The sequence below is a fragment of the Lysinibacillus sp. NPDC048646 genome (genome assembly GCF_050272295.1).
GTDB lineage: Bacteria > Bacillota > Bacilli > Bacillales_A > Planococcaceae > Lysinibacillus.
In genome coordinates this window covers 139,695-158,566 of record NZ_JBNNLZ010000003.1, presented here as the reverse complement: position 1 = coordinate 158,566, position 18,872 = coordinate 139,695, and the positions used below count along the sequence as shown (strand labels likewise).

Genomic DNA, 18,872 nt, shown 5'->3' with positions numbered 1-18,872 from the left:
GGCAATAATAACGAAATTAATTTTGAGCTTGGCTTTTTTTCTTTTATATAAATAATTAGTAAAGAATGTTTTTCATTTACATAGTTAGGATTGATGAGAATGAATAATCGCTATGAATGAGAAGGGTCGATGGAAAACGGTTTATTCATCTAAATTTGTTCATAGCAATTGATTCTACATATTTTAGTCTTTACTCAAAGAATTTAATTTAGTAAATAAATAACTTTTAATAGGGGAATAGAAGGTGGCTCATTATATATTGGAGCAGCAAGGGCAAATGACCATTTTTGATTTATTGGAGCAACCAATTAAAAAGCCTGCCACTGACAGTTACTCAATATTATGGTACCTGTTTTCTTATGCATTAAACTATGCCTACCCAAGCTAGGCTCATTATATTTATTTGTGCTATTATAAAACACGTTGATAATTTTTTAGAAGTGTGTAATCTTGAAAGGATGGTATAAATTATGAGTAACGAGCGACCGAAAATCGTGAGTTTCCATACTCTAGGTTGTGGGGTAGTAAACAGAGATATGATTGCGTAGGAATCCAATAATACCAAGGTTTAAAAGGCTTGGTAAATTCACTTAAAATGTCGGTTTTAAGTGATTTTTTCTTTGTAGTGATAGCGTGTTAATGCTGATTGTCCAGTTTTTACGATAAGCCCATGCTCTAATAATTCAGCTAATAATGAGTAAATTTCATCGCGCGAAATGATAGTAGCTTTTTGCAAATCTGCACGCGATGCAGGCCCATTTTCTTTCAGGTAATCCAATACTGCGCCTTCGTAATTTTTGTACTGCATCCGAGTTGGTGCAGTAGATTTACTTTGCAAAAGAGACTTATACGCAAATGTATGTGTGATACCATTTTTAAAAGTGATGGATTGTACACGCTTATCTAAAACTTCTCTCAAACTCAAATATAGTAATTTTTAAAAAAACAAGGCATACTCTGTAAGATTAAGTACAAGTAATTGTACATGAAGTCTTATTCAATAGTGTTTCATTTATAATGTTACACATTTAATAAAAATGCACATTACTAAATTGTAAATTATTTAGTGATGTGCATTTTATTTTGACCATCTTTCCCATCTACATTTATTAAAAGGTTAAACACTGTACAATGACTAAGAAGGAAATTAATATAAGAACGTTCGTTCTTTTGAGGGAGGTTAATTATTGTATTGGTTTTAGTATTGTCCAAAGCATATCGAAAGTAAGTATGAGCTACTTGTATTTAAAGAAAATCACCCCTTTCTACCTTTAACAGATTACTACCATGACTGTTTAGGAAGAATAGACAAAAGTTCTGCCATATCCTATTTGAATTGTCTACTTCCATTTTTTAAATGGTTAGAGAAAGAAAGCAACTATCAAGGAAAGAAAGTACAATGGAATGATTCAGAAGAACAAATACGTGTGGTGGTTGAAGATTATTTGATGCATGAAATGAAGTGTAAGATTCGTGATAAAGACACGTTTCGCTTTATAAATTTAACTAGTAAAAGTCCTAATACAATAAGTCGATTTTTATCAGCATTAAAATCATTTTATAAGGCTATGATTCGTTTAAAACAGTATCCGTATAGTAATCCATTCATAGATGGTCAAACTCTCTTACACAGCTATAAAGATGAGCTAAAGGGTGTACGAGAGGATAAGCCAAGAATGCCTTCCATTGCAGGTACAGAAGAAACTATTCCTCATCGAAGATTAACAGATTCCTATTTTAAAATTATCAATGAAGAATGGCAACCACAGATTATTGATGATATAGATCTACCTTATCAAGTATATCAAGCTGGTAAAATAGCAAGTTGGTCACTTCGTGAAATGGTAATAGCCCGTATGTTATTTGAAACAGGTGCAAGAGCATCAGAGATTATTGAGCTAACAGTTGGAGATTATCGCAAACGTAAAAATCATCAAGAATTTATTACCTTCAATAAAGGAAGTCATGGGAGAAAAGTCAAGTTTATACGTGTTAGCAAAGATACGGTGAAAAGATTGTTTCACTACACAGATACTGAAAGAAAATTCTTTGACGAACACCATTTAAATTTCGAACAATTACCTGATGATGCCCCTATCTTTTTATCAGCAAATGGAACATCTCTTACTTATCACGCTTGGTACTACCACTGGAATCGAGCAATGAAGAGTAATGAACTAAGTTTTAATCCACACAAAGCAAGGCATTGGTTCGTGACTTCTCGATTACGAGAGATTTATAACATTGCAAAAAATGAAACAGAAATTCATCAACGAAAAAATGAGCTGATTAAATATATGAAATGGAAAAATCCAGAGACGATGAATGTTTATGAGCATCATTTTGATGAAACGAAACATCGAGAAGCACATGAGAAAATGTTAGAGCAAATGAACCAAAACGAAAAGGATTATATTAAGCAACAGCAATCTTCGAAGAAATCAAAACAAAAGTTGAGAGTCATTGAATCATCAACTATCGAAGAATTTGATGAAGATTTAAAAGAATTATTGGAAGGGATGGAATAAAACTTGACCGAAACAAAGCAGCTTAGTCCTGAAACGGAATTTTATACAAAATGGCTAGGTATAATGGATACAAAATTAATGTGTTTGCAAAATAATCGAAATGAATATTTGATTGACAAAATTGATGAACGAATAATTAAATATTTAAGTAACAATTGTTTAGAGAAGGATTGGAAAAACCAACTATTGCTTATTGCACTTGTTAATATAGCTCGAAACATAGATGCTATGACAAATTTGAAAAGTGTTAAAAAATTGAATGTTAGATTTAAGGATATTTTCGAGGGGTATAATATTGATATATTTTCAAGGTTTAATCCAGGTATACATTTGTATGGATATTTAAAAGGTGAAATTTGCTTTAACGCATCAAATCGGATGAAAAGTGAATTATTAAGTACATATAGAGCGGATTTATATTATCCCCAAAAGTGGATTGAGAATAATTTAACTTTGGATGAACAGTTGTATTATAAACAATTTTTGCTTCCTCCTATTTCATTTGATTCAAGAGACTTTCCCTTTACCAAATTAGCAATTCAAGAAGCACAAGATATTAGAAAAAATGAAACTGATGCCATAGTTCCCCATCTTCCAACAATACGGGCCGAAGCGAATTTACGATGGAATCAAATGAAAAGACTAAGAGATGCATTTCAGCAACAAATAAAGATTGTAGAAGCCGATTCAATATCATTGCCTATTGAATTTTCTTATGCAGAACCCAAACGGATTGGAGAAGTATTTTATTTTCGCTTATGGGATAAACCTTCCTTTGTACTGAACCATCAAAAGGAGTTTTCAGAGACTGTTATAAAGCGAGCAAAACAATGCGTAGTGAAATTATTTTTAAAAATTAGTTTCCACTACTTGTTACGAATAGCCAAAGATATTAACGCTCGGTCTAAAGACCTCACTACGCCTCGATAACTTTAAGGGGTCACTACCCTCGAAAATCGGGAGGTGGTTCTTATTATTTAACAAAACAAGATGTATAGTTAACTGTGAGCTTACTCCTGAAATAAATAACTACAGAGAAATGAAATTTTCATTTAGGGGGCTTCAGAACCTTAACTTGATGGCGATGGGGTACCGCCACATCGCTATCTGGCCAAGCTTATGCAAAGTCAATTTTAGACAAGATTATTTCTTTTTTCTAAGGGGCAAGTGTAGTTGATTGAAAGATTTGCATACGAAATAAACCCTAGCGGGTTTCACTTTTTTGAATTGTTTTCCTTTAAAAGTAAGCGTCAAATAGTAGGTGGGGAATATTTGACGCTTACTTTTATATTACCAAAAAGCATCTCTTGTATAAGGATAGTCAAAAGTTTAAATATCATCTCATAAAAATGTTTAGTTACAATTTTAATAAGAAAACATATTCAAAACACCTATTTTTTTACATATCAAATAACGTTTTTCCATTGTTTTTTAAATATATGTTAATATTTTTTTCATTTAATTTACTGTTCAAACTAGCAATGACCTCATAAATTGTATCAATAATATTAGAGTTTTCTTTTTCAAATGGTATTGCCCTTCTTGTCATACACATCATGATAGAGATATTAACGCAAGTATCAATCTAAAGAATGAAGCGATCAGGCTTCTAACCGCAAGGACTGTGGAGCTAGCCTAATAAATTAGAGTTCGATAGAACTCTTTACTTAGGAATCCCCCACTTCTAAACGAAGTGAAAGTGGGGGTAGTTCAATCAATAATTCCAATTTCTAGAGCCTTGTGAACAGCTTCTTCCTTGTTACGCACTCCTAACTTTGAGTAAGCTGTTGAAGCATAGTTCCTGACCGTACCATTCGATAAATATAGCCTTGAAGCTATCGTATTGTATCGAAGTCCTTTTGCTACTAGCTGCAATATTTCTATCTCCCTAGCTGTTAGCTCATAAGCGGTTGCTTTTGATTGTGGTGTCTCTTTTTGCTCATCAAACTTCTCAAATATTTTGTGAGACATCCCCTGATCAATCAGTGTCCCACCTTTGTGAATAAGTCGGATCGTATTAGCTAGCTCCAACGTTTCAATAGATTTGAGTAAAAAACCATCCGCACCGTTGCGAAGCGATTCTAACGCCTGTTCGGTATCTTGAAACGTTGTAAAAATCAATACGCGGATATGTGGCCATTGTTGCTTAATCTTTTTGGTTGCTTCGATTCCATCCATGTGCTGCATATCTAAATCCATAAGTATAACGTGGGGTTGAAGGCGCCCACACAAATCGATGGCTTGATTGCCATCCTCAGCCAAACCGACTACATTTAAATCTTCATATCTATCGAGTAGTGTCCTCAAACTTTCTCGAACAAATGGCTGGTCGTCTACAATTAACAAACGAATAAGTCCATCTTTTATTTCAATTTGTCGCGGTATGGTACATGTAACAAGCATTCCTTCCTCTGGCTTTGTATATACAGACAATTGCCCCTGCAAATTCATTGCCCGTTCTTTCATCGCATTCATACCGAAGCCTTCCTGCCATTCTACATTTCCTTTTCCGTTATCTTGAACTTCTAACCTCGTATATTGTTGTTCAAACTGCAATGAAACTATAATTTCAGTCCCCTGACCATGACGTACTGCATTTGTAAGAGATTCTTGTAAGCAACGAATGAATGCGATCTTCGCTTGCTGAGACAGTTGATATTCCTCTCCGAATGTCCTAAAACTTACATTTACCTGAGCGTGCTCCTGAAATTCGGCTCCAAGATTTTGTAGAGATTGAATCAAGGAAGACGATTGACACGGAGAATCCATTTGATGTAGGTAACCTCTCACGTCCTCGATGCTTTTACGTCCCATTTCAAGCAAAGAATCTAGCCTCTGTATACCCATTTCAGTAGCAAGTTCGGTACGCAACGTTTCCATCCCCATAATAATAGAAGTATAAGCGTGACCAACTGTATCATGAAGCTCACTCGACAGTCTGTTCCGTTCTTCTGCCAGTGTAATGCGTTCAATCTGAGACATATATTGCTCAAGTACCGCGTTTTGTTTACGAATCGCTTCATTTTGCTTATGATTGACGATTAATAAATGGAAAGCGAAGCCCATTACATAAGCGAGTCCATAGTAGGTAACCAAAATCCAATAGCTATTACTTGGCGCAACCGCATAGAGAATTCCAGTTGTTATAAAAACTGTTGTTGGAGCTGTCCAATAATAGGACAAATGCTTACTATTCGCAGCAATTAGAAACACCGATATAAGAAATGTGCTGTAAGCTTCCGGAAATAATGAGGTTAAATATATACATAGTCCACCATATAGCAGTATTTCTGTGAACAAATAATATTTATAATTGAATAGTAAGGCTACCCATGGAATCGAGAAGGCAACAACCTCCCAAAAAATAATAATCCAAAGTGGCAATGTTAAACTAACCGGAAAATCTAATGTGTTTATGACGATAGAGATACTAACAAGTATACGGACTCCTAACATAATCCAATCGTACCAAACCCAATACTTAACCATATCTAACAAGTCATTTACCCCCTAAATAGCCTACCTTTTTACTTCCTATATTATAAATTAATCCTTCATACATTGTTATAATTTTTAATTTTACACTACAATTCTCTCACAGAAGGCAAACTTCTATCGATTTAGTTGCCGAATCATGCTACGTGTATAGCCCCCAATTTTCTTTGTCAAACCATCTACTATTCTACTACTTATGGCGATAAATACTATACCCATAGACATTACAAAGAGTGACTTGGCAAAAGTATCTATCTGTATGAATATAATATTCATTTCGATGTAGCGATACAGTAGTGGTGCGAACAGCAACATAAGTGGCATTATATAAAAAATGGTTGCACAAATGAGACTAAAAATGCCAATCACAAATTTCTGCATTAACCAATAGACAGCAGACCAATTGCGACGATCGGTAAGCACTAATTTCACCTGAGTCCAGTTCGATGTATCTATTGTTATACTTCTATCATAAGAGTCTGTTGAAATATCTGTATAAATTTTCGTCTGTATGCGCTCGAATTGGATAAAAGGTGTAGTAGTCTGTAGTACGCGTATAACTAGTGGAATCCCAATTACCGTAAATGAAAGGGTGAAGCTGAATAGCAGAGCTATTAGATAAAAACAAAAATAAAACAATCCTGTAACGAAAGTTAGCAATAAAAAATAACCATTCTGGATGAATCTTGATTTCATAAAGTTCATCGCTCCTATCTATGTAATAACCGAATTGTACTGCTTTTTTTGTCATTCTCACTAGTGTAAAAGTGTCATATGACATTTCTAAATGATGCTAAAAAGGGGAGAGTAACCTACCTCTGGTTAAAAAAAGATGCTTTTATTAACCTCCACCAAACAATCCCGTTCTTGCAGATGCAAGAACGGATTGTTTTGTACTTTTATTTAATATGAGATGGACTTGTTTTTCGAATATGAAAAATAATATCAAATTGCTCAAGCAATGACTTATCAAAGTATGCCGATTCGTTCGGTACGAGTCGTCCCCCTATACTTAGTAATGGTCTTTTTGCTTTAACCCATTTCTCTGCTGGTCCTTTAAGGTGACGGTTATCCAATAAAAACATTTTATATGGTACTTTTCCGAGGGTATAATTGAAACTATTTACATCTTGTGGAATCAGATCCGTTATAATCTTATCTGCGGTGTCGTTGTATAAGGTGAAATTCCCCTCCGTAGTTGTACTGCCAATTGTGACATAATTATTGTCTAAACGTTCCTTCAAATACTGACCCGCAACATAAGGGTATAATTTCTCATCGATAATTCCTTTAGCTATATGAACATTGTGTCCCCATACCATCGTTTTACCACCCAATGTCTCTTGTGCCCACATTGCATGATCGGCCAAGTATTGCTCATGTAGCTTTAACATACTTGGATAGTCGTTAGGAATTAGCATTGTGGTAAATTTCTCTATTGCACTTGCCGTTGCTTTCGCCCAGATGTACTCGGGTGAAGCTATTTCTGTGTTGGCTTGCTTATTCTCATCTTTTAGTAATCGAGCTACTCTCTCAGCGTTTGCCTTGAACTTTTCTTTTATTTCAGGAGCAAGGTCCATATATTCCTGTGTACTTCCATTAAAAGCCGACAATTCTTTATAATTTTCTTCTACTTCTGCCAGCAAATCTGGTCGATGCAGCCTTACATAATCAATTACTTTATTAAAGCAACCTTGGTCCAACTCCTTTAAGTCGAGCCCAATAAATTGGATCTTTTTTTTATTGGATGAATCAGCATTATAATCTTTCATCCACTCAATCATGGCTATAATTTCATCAGTAGGATATAACAAGTTTAAAAATTCCCTAGGGTTTCCTTTTCCTGTTTGGATATATTCATTTAACTTTAAGCCGTTTCCCCAATCTTCTTCCATTGTGAAATTTGTAAAACCCATCTCAGTAACCAAATATTTCACAAGTCGAAACTTCATAGTGAAAATTTCAGAGCTTCCATGAGTATTCTCTCCTAATCCTACATATTGTGCGCTCCCAATCATCTTCTTAAGTGGTTTTAAATCCTCAAATGATTTTGACGGCTCTATCGTTTTTAATGGGTAAGCCTGTGATTGTATTGATTTAACTATATTTTTTTGGATTGATTGGCCTGAATTTTCGACTGCTACTTTTTCGACTGCTACTGTTTGAGCCTTTCCTACTTCTCCACATCCTGTGACTAATAAAGCTGTACTAACCATTGCAATTATTCTTTTCTTATTCATTTTTTTCCACCTCAATTGAATTATTTGTAAAAGCAAGATTGATTCATGTACTTGCACGAATCAATTGCCTTAATTCAATTGTTATCTATCCCATATCATATTTTCTAGTTACATATTGTCATAAGGTTAATTGACACAGGTCATAGGCTAATCATTACACTTTTGTACTATCGGCTATGACAACTTATAAATAATAATTACATTGATGAGTCGCAAGTAAGACTAGATTATAAATTTGGGAGGGATTTTAAAGATGAATTAATCTGTATGCCAAAATATTTTTATTCTAAGTTGTGTCTGTGGAAATGACAGGAAGTAAATTCGATAAACAAATGAATTAAAGGGGAAGGGCGGATTACAATGATATTACACGCAAAATCGTTCCACAATAAAGATAAAATCCAACGTGCTAAAATAGGACTTCAACTCTTTCTGAGTATTTTAATCATTACTTCTATCATCCTAAATGTAGTAGTAATAATTACGAAAAGTATGCCGCTTATTGTGGTATATATGTTTACCCCAGCATTTTCTTCTGTTTTGACTCGCATAATACTGAAAGAAGGGTTTAAAGATGTATCTTTTAGTCTCGGTAACTTAAAGATATGGAAGGGGATTGGTTTTGCTCTGCTAATCCCTATGATTATTTGTGGAATTACTTATTCTATCGCCTGGTTGAGCGGAATTGCGGGGTTTCAGAATCCCGAAGGTGGTATGTTAGAACCAATCTACAATATACTTGGGCTTCAGTATCTAACGGCCCCATTCAGTTTCATTTATCTAGTAGTATTGAGCGGCATTTTCGGAAGTTTGCTTAGCTTAATCCCAGTTTTGGGAGAAGAAATGGGTTGGCGAGGTTATATGCTCACAAGGCTAGTCGATGCAGAGTTTTCACGGCCCATCCTTATTAGTGGATTGATTTGGGCAACGTGGCATGTTCCAATAGTTATTGCTGGTCTATATGTAGAGGGACCATCTGTCCTTCTTTCAGTACTTGGCATCTATTTTTGTATTGTGCCATTCAGTTATATTACAGCCTATTTACGACTTATCACAGGTAGCATTTGGCCTTCGGTTATCATCCATACTACTTGGAATGCCATTATTCAAGGACCTTTCGCACGTGCAAGTACAGGATATCAAACTGAGATTTGGATTGGAGAATCTGGTTTGATAACCGCTATTATTATCTTAATTACTGCAATAATTACGTCTCGAATGGTAAATTTCACTAAATAGCATACGGATGTGTTTTAAATTCAATTAGTGAAATGTAACAAGGCGAAATAAGATGCTCCTAAAAATATTAGGAAAATATGGTTAACTTATTCATAAAGATCATAATTAGTCACATGTTATATACAAATATAATGGAGGTGCAATTATGAATATTCAAAGACATGAAAGTAATACAAATGAGATTCTTAAAAGGAAACTATGAAATCGCTATTGACTCGTCATCGGGGTATGGTAGCACTCATAGTCAAGAATTTACAATTGAAAAGTAGTTTTCACTAATTCAGCAATCGGGCGTGATTGTTGAAGAAGCGTAGCTGTCCTTATTAAACTAAAGGGGTGCTTTAATTGAATATTCGCATCCCGAAATAACCAAACTTTTTTTATAAAAACCAAACTAGATAAATAAAGAACCAACTGTTTTGATCAAACTTTGTTTCAAAACAGTTGGTTTCTTTCTGTATGAAATCAGCGTTTGCAACTTACTTTTAATCGAACTTTATTAAAAAACTACATCTTATATAAAAAACAGAATTAGTCCTTCAACTAATTCTGCAAAAAGCTATTATAATGTGTAACATTCTATTTGTCATGTTGTTAAATCTTTAACAGTAGAAAATAACTTGACTTTTAATAAAACTCAATGAGCCTTGTTTTTTTATTTTCATTAATTTTCACTTGCTAAAACAAGAACGTTCGTTCTGCTATAATTACAAACGAACGTTCTGATTAAGGGAGTGTAGAGGATGAAAGAGCAACTGATTAAAGCAATGCAATGTAATCAATTTGTAAACATGATGTATGTATCAAAGTCAGGTATTGTAACGAAAAGACGTATCGAAATCATTAAGATTGTTGGAGATTCGTTTCAAGTGTTCTGTTTTACAAGACATGCAAAGCGTACATTTACTATCAATAATGTTTTAGCAGTTGTACCAGTCCTTCATAAAGAGCGTGAAGTTATATGATTAATAGGGAACAGCGTAAGCTTTTACATGAATTTGTGAAATTAGATTTAGCTATACAATCATTGCAACGTGATTATGAAGTCATCGAAAACCTGAAAATGAAAAATGTTTATGCTCCAATATTTGAAAAATAATTAAAGGCAATTAGTGATCATTCCAATGTAAAAGTAATCGTAAATGAATAATCCTTCAAGACGATTCCAATTTATAACTGAAACTGCCAGGCTACATAGAAGTGTTAGCCTGGCAATTTATATAGGTTTACTAGTAGTAAATAAATGCAATATTTATATGGTAGCTCGAAGTATTCAGCGCCTCTAATAGCGTCAATTTATTCGCAGTCAATAACTACCGTTCTAGCAGTAGTACCTGTTATTTCTAGGAAGTATGCACAACAACTTTTTGGATCAAAGTTGATGAAAGTAAGACATAAGAAACTACCTCCACCTGATAGGAAAACGGCTACTAAAGTACCTGACTCTAAGCGTTTTAAGAAGTTACAAGCGTAACCTTTGCAGCGGTGTTTGTCAGATTAATAATCGTCTTTGTGGTTTTTCTTACAACGTTTTTTAACTTCCACGTTAACATCTACTTCTACTTCTACTTCTACATCTACATCTACATCGATAAATACTTTTTCATGTTTGCGACGATGACATTTATCATGTTTCTCTTCGTATCTATTATCTTCCATCATTCAATCTCCCTTTTTGTAATTTTTTTGTAATGCTAGCGCTAAGCCTTACACTTCTAATCTATGAATTTAAATGGAAGGTACTTGGTAATTTGCCCCTGTAAAAGATTAAAAATAATTTATTTCTAGAAATGTTGAAAAATAAATGAATACCTAGATTAAATGAAAGCTAGTGAATAATAATTTTGAAAGGAAAGGATAGATAGACTTTTGCCTGAAGACAATAAAACTCTTTATTCTTTAATCTGAAGATCTCTTTTATAGCGGATGCGAATTACAAGATGGACTGGAGAGATTATATGAGAGGATTAATAAAAAGTGTTGTTATTTTATTTTGCTTAATATTAATCACTGCAGCCTTAATCAAAAATAATCAACATTCTTTCAAACAATCCAATCAAAATGACAGCAATTATGTAGATAAAGTTAGTGAAAAATTACAAACCTCGAGTTTTACAATAAAACAATAGTAGCACTAAGAGCGGCAGGCTATTATCCAGATAGTACGAGCATCATTGGGAAAAGTACCTGGTACGAAATTAAACGGCATTAAAGGTGCTAGTATTTATCATTAAATCGAAAAACTAATAATTTAAAGACAGACAGGAATTAGATACGATGATAAAGGGTTTCGGAGGAATATTTTGAAGAACTCAGAATCTTGACGTTATAAAAAATGGTACATTGAACTGTTGAAGATTGAAATATCAAGAAAAATTAAACGGCCTTAGCCCTATGGAATATAGGGTTAAAGCCGCATAATTCAATTTTTATTATTGCCACTGTCTACTTGACAGGGGGCAGTTCACTTTTGGGATGCAGTTCATGTAGAGTAGCTTTTATATCATATTAATTCCCGCGCTTGCAAAACCTGAAATCGAGAAGTTTGTTTGAGGAGATATTATCGTTGAAGAAATATAAAATACCATTAATAAAAGGTCCCCAACTGATACCGAAACGGGTTCGATTTCTGCTGAACCAAAAGATGTAGGTTGAACAAAATTTGTAACAGGTGGAGCTAAATCAACACGGGCATTTGTAGCAGTGAAGATGTTACTCCCCGCTGGTGCACGATAAATTTGTGCAGTGATAGTAGCAACTTCAATTAAGTTTGGATTTGGAATAGCACTAAATGCCGCAGAAATAGCAGTAATATTGCTATTACGTGGAACCGAGAAGGCTTCACTTAAAGATCCAGTTAAGTTTATTGTATTGTCGTTTAATATAGTCACGCCATTAATAGCAGTGCCGAATCCTATAAGACTAGAGGTAAATCCAAAGTCAGGTCCTCTACTAACTACAGATGTTGTAATCCCCGAAGAAAAAGGAATTATTGAACCTGCGTTGTTGTCAACAGGTGTGTTTATGCAGTTTATATCTATAGCAATAAATGGTCCAAGTGAATCGCATTCTCTAGGTGTAGATAAACAATTACAATTATTTTTATTTATGCACATTATTTTCCCTCCTTTTCATCTTTACGGTATGTAGAAAAATGTAGGAGAGAAGGGTTATTAACTCGATGAATTGTAATTAATTTGGTGGAGTCTTGAACCGTTTTATAACGGGCTTAATGAGCGTGATAGTCGCCCGCAATCTATAGTTCAATGTGCACCAACACTAGAAAATTGGTTGGAATGGGTGGTCTCATTTCACTTCAAATATTTCATTCATGTTTGTTATTCCCAAGTATTCAATGATCCTGGCAACCATGTATTGGTCGCAATATCGTTTCCGATTGCGAGCGTGATTATGGTCGGTGCGTGTTTTTTCTTTATGTTGGGTAATGGTGAAAGAGCATGGTCGATGATTATGAACGCTGGATTAGGTTGTGTGTTAATTCAGATGTCACCATTAATTCTTAGATATTGTGAAAACTGTAGGAGAAGCTATTTAATAAGGAAAAAAACTAGGTTACGCTAAATGAGCGAGAACCTAGTCATTACGAGTATTGATTTTAAAAGGTTTATGTTATCATAAATCACGTATCTATAATAAGTACATCAAAATAATAATTAAAAAACAAGAAACACAGTGTAATGTGCAGTTGAAAGGATGAATTAATTATGAGCAAAGAGCGTACGAAAACCGTAGCTCTGAATACGTTAGGTTGTAAAGTAAATCACTACGAAACAGAGGCAATTTGGCAACTATTTAAAGAAGATGGTTATGAACGAACTGAGTTTGATCGTAAAGCCGACGTTTATGTCATTAATACATGTACGGTAACAAATACGGGTGATAAAAAGTCGCGTCAAGTGATTCGTCGAGCAGTCCGTCAAAATCCTGACGCAGTTATTTGTGTGACAGGTTGCTACGCCCAAACATCTCCGGCGGAAATTATGGCGATTCCTGGTGTTGATATTGTTGTCGGAACACAGGACCGTACAAAAATGCTTGGCTATATTGAGCAATATCGCAACGAACGCCAACCGATTAATGCAGTACGCAACATCATGAAGAATCGTGTGTACGAAGAATTAGACGTGCCTGCTTTTACTGACCGTACTCGCGCATCACTGAAAATCCAAGAAGGTTGTAACAACTTCTGTACTTTTTGTATCATTCCATGGGCACGTGGCTTAATGCGATCTCGTGATCCTCAAGAGGTTCTACATCAAGCACGGCAACTAGTAGATGCTGGTTATCTTGAAATTGTACTAACAGGAATTCATACAGGCGGCTATGGTCAAGATTTAAAAGACTACAATCTAGCACAATTGCTACGTGACTTAGAGGCCAACGTTAAAGGGTTGAAACGTCTACGTATTTCTTCGATTGAAGCAAGTCAGTTAACAGATGAAGTGATTGATGTCTTACGTGAATCAAATATCGTTGTCAATCATCTACACATTCCGATTCAATCAGGCTCGGATACGGTATTGAAACGTATGCGTCGTAAATATACAATGGAATTTTTCGGTGAACGCTTAACAAAGTTACACGAAGCTTTACCAGATTTAGCAGTCACTTCAGACGTTATTGTGGGATTCCCAGGTGAGACAGAGGAAGAATTTATGGAAACGTATAACTTCATTCGTGACCATAAATTCTCTGAACTACACGTTTTCCCATTCTCTCCGCGAACAGGCACTCCAGCAGCACGTATGGAGGACCAAATCGACGAGGACATTAAAAATGAGCGTGTTCACCGCTTAATCGCATTAAACGATCAACTGGCAAAAGAATATGCTTCACGCTTCGAGAATGAAGTGTTAGAAGTGATCCCAGAGGAATATGTGCACGATGGAAGCGACGAAGAAGGTTTATTAACTGGTTATACAGATAATTATTTAAAAGTAGTCTTCGAAGGTCCAGAAAGCCTCATTGGTCAACTAGTGAAGGTGAAAATTACACAAGCGGGCTACCCTCATTCCAAAGGGCAGTTTGTGCGTGTATTGGAAACTGCAAAATAAAAAGACGAAGGATTGCCTATCTTTAAACGATAGGACAATCCTTTTTTTTGATCCAATTGATTGAGTCCTTCTTTCTGTAACATTTAATATATAGATGAGTAACACTAAATAGTAAGAAATTAGACGGCAACGTGAAAAAATGGTATTATCCAAAGAGGTACGTACAACTTAAATTAGAAGGAGCGGTTTACATTGACATTAAATTACGCAAGTATAATTGATCACACGTTATTAAAGGCTGAGGCAACGAAAGAGCAAATCGAAAAACTTTGTGCAGAGGCGAAACAGTTTGGTTTTGCATCTGTTTGTGTAAATCCAACTTGGGTAAGCTACAGTAGTGAACTATTACAAAACTCAAGTGTCTTAGTATGTACAGTGATTGGCTTTCCTTTAGGAGCGAATACACCAGCTGTAAAAGCATTTGAAGCGAAGGATGCGATTGTAAACGGTGCAAAAGAAGTAGACACGGTCATCAATATTGGCGCGTTAAAGGATAAAAACTATGACCTTGTACAAGCAGATATTGCTGCAGTAGTAGAAGCGGCAAAAGGCAGTGCTATCGTTAAAGTTATCATCGAAGCATGTCTTTTAACAGATGATGAAAAAGTAAAAGCATGTGAGCTTGCAGTTGCGGCTGGTGCTGATTACGTAAAAACGTCAACAGGCTTTTCGACAGGTGGAGCAACAGCAGAGGATATTGCATTAATGCGTAAAACAGTTGGTCCAGAGCTAGGTGTAAAGGCTTCAGGTGGTGTTCGTGGCTTGGAAGATATGCAAAGTATGATTGCTGCAGGAGCAACTCGTGTCGGTGCGAGTTCAGGTGTAGCCATTATGAATGGATTAATTGCTGATTCGAATTATTAAGATAATCTTCACATGGAAGAAGGGGTAGTTCATTTTGAACTACCCCTTTTTTATGCAAAGATTGATACAGTCAATAATGGGCACTAAAACGCGGATATCCCCTCAGTAATCTGTAAACTTAATATTATATAATTGTTTATATGCATAAGAAAAAGACCATTATCTATGTATTTTAGAATGCTGGATAATTTAGGTGGTCTTCATGACCCCCTTCGCTTCAGCCGACGGGTAGGCGAAAGAGTTTCTCATCCCTTCTACAATTTGCAGAATTAACCCTCGAAAAATGGTTCCTCCGTTTCAAATACTGAGATTATTTAGCTAAAGCATATGTATTTATTCTTGTCCAAATACTAACTATAAATTCTCGAAAATAATTCGAATTCTTTCTATTGACCATTATTAGACAATACGGTATAATTCTTTAGTACACAACAGTTGGTTATTTGCCTATTTGTGTATTGACGTGTGTTCGGAGGGAGGGAAAGAGAGATGTCAAAAACTGTCGTTCGCAAAAACGAATCGCTTGAAGATGCTCTTCGCCGCTTCAAACGTACTGTATCAAAAAGTGGTACAATTCAAGAAGTTAGAAAGCGCGAGTTCTACGAAAAACCTAGCGTAAAACGTAAAAAGAAATCAGAAGCTGCACGTAAACGTAAGTGGTAATTTAATTTCCCATTAAAAATCCCTACGTTCATAACACGCAATTTTATGGTTCACTGAGCAGACAATGATATACCTGGAATTAATCGTATATATGGTTAATTTCGGGTATTTTACATGTTGCTCTTTTTTGCGGTACATACTGCAGAAGCCGAATGAAGTCACTTTTGATTTCATTCGGCTTTTTATTTATCAACTTCGAGTAGGGTACTAAGTCACTGAATACAAGTCAAGAACGTATAGATATACCACTGTCGAACGTGAGATTCCTCGCCTGAGTTGTTGGCTAATCAAAAGGAAATGAAAAATTCCTGTTTCACTGTATAATAAAATTAATGGATTTGTGAAACTTTTTACAAGGTCAGTCGTATATACAGAAGAGAAGCATGTTAGAAGGGAGGGAAAAAAATGCGAAAAAGGAGGATCCTTAGCTATTTACTTGTCGTATGGATGACTTTTTTGTTAGCGTTTCCATTGACATCCGCTTTTGCGAGTAGCAAGGTATACCACGTGCCAATTCATGATGAAGTAGAACGAGGACTTCACGCATTTTTAGAACGAGCTTTTAAAGAAGCAGAGGAAAATTATGCGGAAGCGATCATACTAGACATACATACGCCTGGTGGATTCGTCAATGCAGCAAGTGACATCGCCATGCTTATGGATGCAACGTCAATTCGCACGATTGCTTACATTAACAAAGATGCGCATTCAGCCGGTGCTTTTTTAGCCTTGCATGCGGATGATATCTATATGGTGCCTAATGGTACGATTGGAGCAGCGGCGGTTATTGACTCGGTAGGGAATGCGGCAGATTTAAAGGCACATAGTGCGTGGCTTGCACAAATGGAAGCTGCAGCAGAAACATCCAATCACAATCGTAATCCTAAATATGCCTTAGCAATGGCGGATTCATCTATTGATTTACCAGAATTTCGAGCGGGTGGCAAAAATTTATTAACATTAACGGCTACAGAGGCGCGAGAAGTCGGTTATTCCGAAGGCACTGTGTCAAATTTTCAAGAGTTACTTGCAGAAACGAAATTAAAGGGTAGTGACATTGTATCAATTGAGCCGACTTTTTCTGAAAAGATTGCTCGTTTTATTACAAACCCAATCATTGTACCTATTTTACTATCGATTGCCAGCTTAGGACTTGTCATGGAGCTATATTCGCCAGGCTTCGGCGTTCCAGGTATAATGGGCTTATCAGCACTAGGGATATTTTTCTTCGGTCATATGGTGGCGGGTTTTGCGGGCTATGAAACTTTACTTGTGTTTATTGCAGGATTAGCGCTTGTCATTGCGGAGTTTTTTGTCCCCGGAGGCATTGTTGGTATTTTAGGTGGTGTACTTATATTACTTAGTTTGTTACTAGCAGGTGCAAACATGATGCAAATGATCGTGGCAATTTTCATTGCGCTCGTGGTAGCAATAATAGGAATGGTGATCCTGATGAAATTTTTCGGAAAAAAAATGCATGTTTTAAACAAATTAGTCCTGATGGATGCGACAACGACGGAAGAAGGTTATGTGTCTAACGTTAATCGCACTGAATTGCTTGGAAGAGTGGGTAAAACAATTACACCGCTTCGTCCTTCAGGTACGATGCAGTTTGGTAATGAACGTATTGATGTAGTATCAGAAGGTGGCTATGTCGATGCGAGTAAGTATGTAGAAGTCATTAAAGTAGAAGGCTCACGCATTGTCGTGAGACCAACAGAAAAAGAGATGGAGGAATTATAAATGGGATTTGATTTAGCTCTAATTGGACCAGTAGTCGGGCTAGTCTTATTATTCATTGTTTTAGCAGTATTCTTTACCTTTGTACCAGTAGCACTGTGGATTTCTGCATTAGCAGCAGGTGTACGTGTTAGTATTTTTACACTAATCGGGATGCGTTTACGTCGCGTAATTCCATCACGAATTGTTAATCCGTTAATTAAAGCACATAAAGCAGGTTTACCTGTTACAATTAATCAACTAGAAAGTCACTATTTAGCAGGTGGTAATGTTGACCGTGTTGTAAATGCGTTAATCGCAGCGCATCGTGCAAATATTGAGTTATCTTTTGAGCGTTGTGCAGCAATTGACTTAGCAGGGCGAGACGTATTAGAAGCAGTACAAATGTCGGTTAACCCGAAAGTTATTGAAACACCATTTATTTCAGGTGTTGCTATGAACGGTATCGAGGTTAAAGCAAAAGCACGTATTACTGTGCGTGCCAATATTGAACGTTTAGTCGGTGGTGCTGGTGAGGAAACAATTGTTGCCCGTGTTGGTGAAGGGATTGTATCGACAATCGGTTCTGCTACACATCATACAGAAGTATTAGAAAATCCAGATATGATTTCACAAACTGTACTTTCAAAAGGCTTAGACTCTGGAACAGCGTTTGAAATCTTATCGATTGATATTGCGGATGTTGATATAGGTAAAAATATTGGTGCCGAATTACAAATTGAGCAAGCACAGGCAGATAAAAATATTGCCCAAGCGAAGGCCGAGGAACGTCGTGCAATGGCCGTAGCAAACGAACAAGAGATGATTGCGCGCGTTCAAGAGATGAAGGCAAAAGTAGTAGAAGCGGAGGCGGAGGTACCACAAGCGATGGCAGAAGCTTTACGCTCAGGTAATCTTGGTATTATGGATTACATGAACTACCGCAATATTCAAGCAGATACAGCTATGCGTGACTCTATTTCTAAGGTGAGCTCGGATAAAACAGAGACAAATGAACCAAACGCATAAAATACGGAAAGGAGCAGTCT

Annotated in this window: 18 protein-coding genes; 12 read left to right on the top strand and 6 right to left on the bottom strand. The window is 35.9% G+C overall.

Translation table 11 applies throughout. The features are described 5' to 3' along the window. Nucleotides 1–244: 244 nt before the first annotated feature. Complete coding sequence (locus ACQKII_RS05315) at nt 245–388, top strand: hypothetical protein (protein WP_427457043.1); 144 nt, start codon at nt 245–247, stop codon at nt 386–388. A 216-nt stretch (nt 389–604) separates the two neighbouring features. On the opposite strand, the gene ACQKII_RS05310 is transcribed toward ACQKII_RS05315, so the two are convergent. Beyond that, nucleotides 605–919, bottom strand: a complete 315-nt coding sequence (locus ACQKII_RS05310) for a hypothetical protein (RefSeq protein WP_427457041.1) — start codon at nt 917–919, stop codon at nt 605–607. 508 nt (nt 920–1,427) lie between these two features. Between ACQKII_RS05310 and ACQKII_RS05305 the strand changes: the two genes are divergently transcribed. From ACQKII_RS05305 to ACQKII_RS05295, 3 genes are all read left to right on the top strand, one after another. Further along, the gene (locus ACQKII_RS05305) at nt 1,428–2,528 is read left to right on the top strand and encodes a tyrosine-type recombinase/integrase (protein WP_427457039.1); all 1,101 of its coding nucleotides are present in this window, start codon (nt 1,428–1,430) and stop codon (nt 2,526–2,528) included. A gap of 3 nt (nt 2,529–2,531) precedes the next feature. Beyond that, nucleotides 2,532–3,458: a hypothetical protein gene (locus ACQKII_RS05300; RefSeq protein ID WP_427457037.1), complete on the top strand. Its 927-nt coding sequence runs from the start codon at nt 2,532–2,534 to the stop codon at nt 3,456–3,458. A 559-nt stretch (nt 3,459–4,017) separates the two neighbouring features. Continuing rightward, nucleotides 4,018–4,167 (top strand): zinc ribbon domain-containing protein, encoded by a 150-nt coding sequence (locus ACQKII_RS05295; protein ID WP_427457459.1) that lies wholly within the window; start codon nt 4,018–4,020, stop codon nt 4,165–4,167. A gap of 71 nt (nt 4,168–4,238) precedes the next feature. On the opposite strand, the gene ACQKII_RS05290 is transcribed toward ACQKII_RS05295, so the two are convergent. The 3 genes from ACQKII_RS05290 to ACQKII_RS05280 all read right to left on the bottom strand — a co-directional run bounded on the left by ACQKII_RS05290 (nt 4,239) and on the right by ACQKII_RS05280 (nt 8,263). Then, nucleotides 4,239–6,026, bottom strand: coding sequence for a response regulator (locus ACQKII_RS05290; protein WP_427457035.1), 1,788 nt, complete (start codon nt 6,024–6,026; stop codon nt 4,239–4,241). A 114-nt stretch (nt 6,027–6,140) separates the two neighbouring features. Then, nucleotides 6,141–6,719 (bottom strand): sensor domain-containing protein, encoded by a 579-nt coding sequence (locus ACQKII_RS05285; RefSeq protein WP_427457033.1) that lies wholly within the window; start codon nt 6,717–6,719, stop codon nt 6,141–6,143. A 203-nt stretch (nt 6,720–6,922) separates the two neighbouring features. Beyond that, the gene (locus ACQKII_RS05280) at nt 6,923–8,263 is read right to left on the bottom strand and encodes an erythromycin esterase family protein (protein WP_427457031.1); all 1,341 of its coding nucleotides are present in this window, start codon (nt 8,261–8,263) and stop codon (nt 6,923–6,925) included. A 360-nt stretch (nt 8,264–8,623) separates the two neighbouring features. On the opposite strand from ACQKII_RS05280, the gene ACQKII_RS05275 reads away from it, so the two are divergent. From ACQKII_RS05275 to ACQKII_RS05265, 3 genes are all read left to right on the top strand, one after another. Continuing rightward, entirely contained in the window at nt 8,624–9,502 is an 879-nt protein-coding gene (locus tag ACQKII_RS05275) for a CPBP family intramembrane glutamic endopeptidase (RefSeq protein ID WP_142510004.1), read from the top strand. Nucleotides 9,503–10,245: 743 nt separating this feature from the next. Further along, nucleotides 10,246–10,467 carry a transcriptional regulator gene (locus ACQKII_RS05270; protein WP_427457029.1) on the top strand — a complete coding sequence of 74 codons (222 nt, stop codon included), beginning with the start codon at nt 10,246–10,248 and terminating at the stop codon, nt 10,465–10,467. Next, the gene (locus tag ACQKII_RS05265) at nt 10,464–10,601 is read left to right on the top strand and encodes a hypothetical protein (protein ID WP_427457027.1); all 138 of its coding nucleotides are present in this window, start codon (nt 10,464–10,466) and stop codon (nt 10,599–10,601) included. The genes ACQKII_RS05270 and ACQKII_RS05265 overlap by 4 nt, the downstream gene beginning before the upstream one ends. Before the next feature lie 398 nt (nt 10,602–10,999). On the opposite strand, the gene ACQKII_RS05260 is transcribed toward ACQKII_RS05265, so the two are convergent. Then, nucleotides 11,000–11,164, bottom strand: a complete 165-nt coding sequence (locus tag ACQKII_RS05260) for a hypothetical protein (protein ID WP_427457025.1) — start codon at nt 11,162–11,164, stop codon at nt 11,000–11,002. Nucleotides 11,165–12,000: 836 nt separating this feature from the next. Next, entirely contained in the window at nt 12,001–12,618 is a 618-nt protein-coding gene (locus tag ACQKII_RS05255; RefSeq protein WP_427457023.1) for an exosporium glycoprotein BclB-related protein, read from the bottom strand. A 609-nt stretch (nt 12,619–13,227) separates the two neighbouring features. On the opposite strand from ACQKII_RS05255, the gene mtaB reads away from it, so the two are divergent. The 5 genes from mtaB to floA all read left to right on the top strand — a co-directional run bounded on the left by mtaB (nt 13,228) and on the right by floA (nt 18,852). Further along, the gene (gene mtaB, locus ACQKII_RS05250; protein WP_427457021.1) at nt 13,228–14,577 is read left to right on the top strand and encodes a tRNA (N(6)-L-threonylcarbamoyladenosine(37)-C(2))-methylthiotransferase MtaB; all 1,350 of its coding nucleotides are present in this window, start codon (nt 13,228–13,230) and stop codon (nt 14,575–14,577) included. A 192-nt stretch (nt 14,578–14,769) separates the two neighbouring features. After that, nucleotides 14,770–15,441, top strand: a complete 672-nt coding sequence (gene deoC / locus ACQKII_RS05245; RefSeq protein ID WP_427457019.1) for a deoxyribose-phosphate aldolase — start codon at nt 14,770–14,772, stop codon at nt 15,439–15,441. Between the two features lie 489 nt (nt 15,442–15,930). After that, the gene (gene rpsU, locus ACQKII_RS05240; RefSeq protein WP_004227078.1) at nt 15,931–16,104 is read left to right on the top strand and encodes a 30S ribosomal protein S21; all 174 of its coding nucleotides are present in this window, start codon (nt 15,931–15,933) and stop codon (nt 16,102–16,104) included. Between the two features lie 405 nt (nt 16,105–16,509). Continuing rightward, on the top strand, nt 16,510–17,847 hold the full coding sequence (locus tag ACQKII_RS05235) for an NfeD family protein (protein WP_427457017.1): 1,338 nt from the start codon (nt 16,510–16,512) through the stop codon (nt 17,845–17,847). Continuing rightward, a complete protein-coding gene (floA, locus tag ACQKII_RS05230) occupies nt 17,848–18,852 on the top strand; it encodes a flotillin-like protein FloA (protein WP_427457015.1) in 1,005 nt (334 codons plus the stop codon). It begins immediately after the preceding gene. The last annotated feature ends 20 nt before the right edge of the window (nt 18,853–18,872 follow it).

Bases quoted from the DNA above. Each gene is read 5' to 3' on its own strand.
- ACQKII_RS05285 (WP_427457033.1), bottom strand. From the start codon at position 6,719: ATGAAATCAAGATTCATCCAGAATGGTTATTTTTTATTGCTAACTTTC.
- ACQKII_RS05280 (WP_427457031.1), bottom strand. From the start codon at position 8,263: ATGAATAAGAAAAGAATAATTGCAATGGTTAGTACAGCTTTATTAGTC.
- ACQKII_RS05275 (WP_142510004.1), top strand. From the start codon at position 8,624: ATGATATTACACGCAAAATCGTTCCACAATAAAGATAAAATCCAACGT.
- ACQKII_RS05270 (WP_427457029.1), top strand. From the start codon at position 10,246: ATGAAAGAGCAACTGATTAAAGCAATGCAATGTAATCAATTTGTAAAC.
- ACQKII_RS05265 (WP_427457027.1), top strand. From the start codon at position 10,464: ATGATTAATAGGGAACAGCGTAAGCTTTTACATGAATTTGTGAAATTA.
- ACQKII_RS05260 (WP_427457025.1), bottom strand. From the start codon at position 11,164: ATGATGGAAGATAATAGATACGAAGAGAAACATGATAAATGTCATCGT.
- ACQKII_RS05255 (WP_427457023.1), bottom strand. From the start codon at position 12,618: ATGTGCATAAATAAAAATAATTGTAATTGTTTATCTACACCTAGAGAA.
- mtaB (WP_427457021.1), top strand. From the start codon at position 13,228: ATGAGCAAAGAGCGTACGAAAACCGTAGCTCTGAATACGTTAGGTTGT.
- rpsU (WP_004227078.1), top strand. From the start codon at position 15,931: ATGTCAAAAACTGTCGTTCGCAAAAACGAATCGCTTGAAGATGCTCTT.
- ACQKII_RS05235 (WP_427457017.1), top strand. From the start codon at position 16,510: ATGCGAAAAAGGAGGATCCTTAGCTATTTACTTGTCGTATGGATGACT.
- floA (WP_427457015.1), top strand. From the start codon at position 17,848: ATGGGATTTGATTTAGCTCTAATTGGACCAGTAGTCGGGCTAGTCTTA.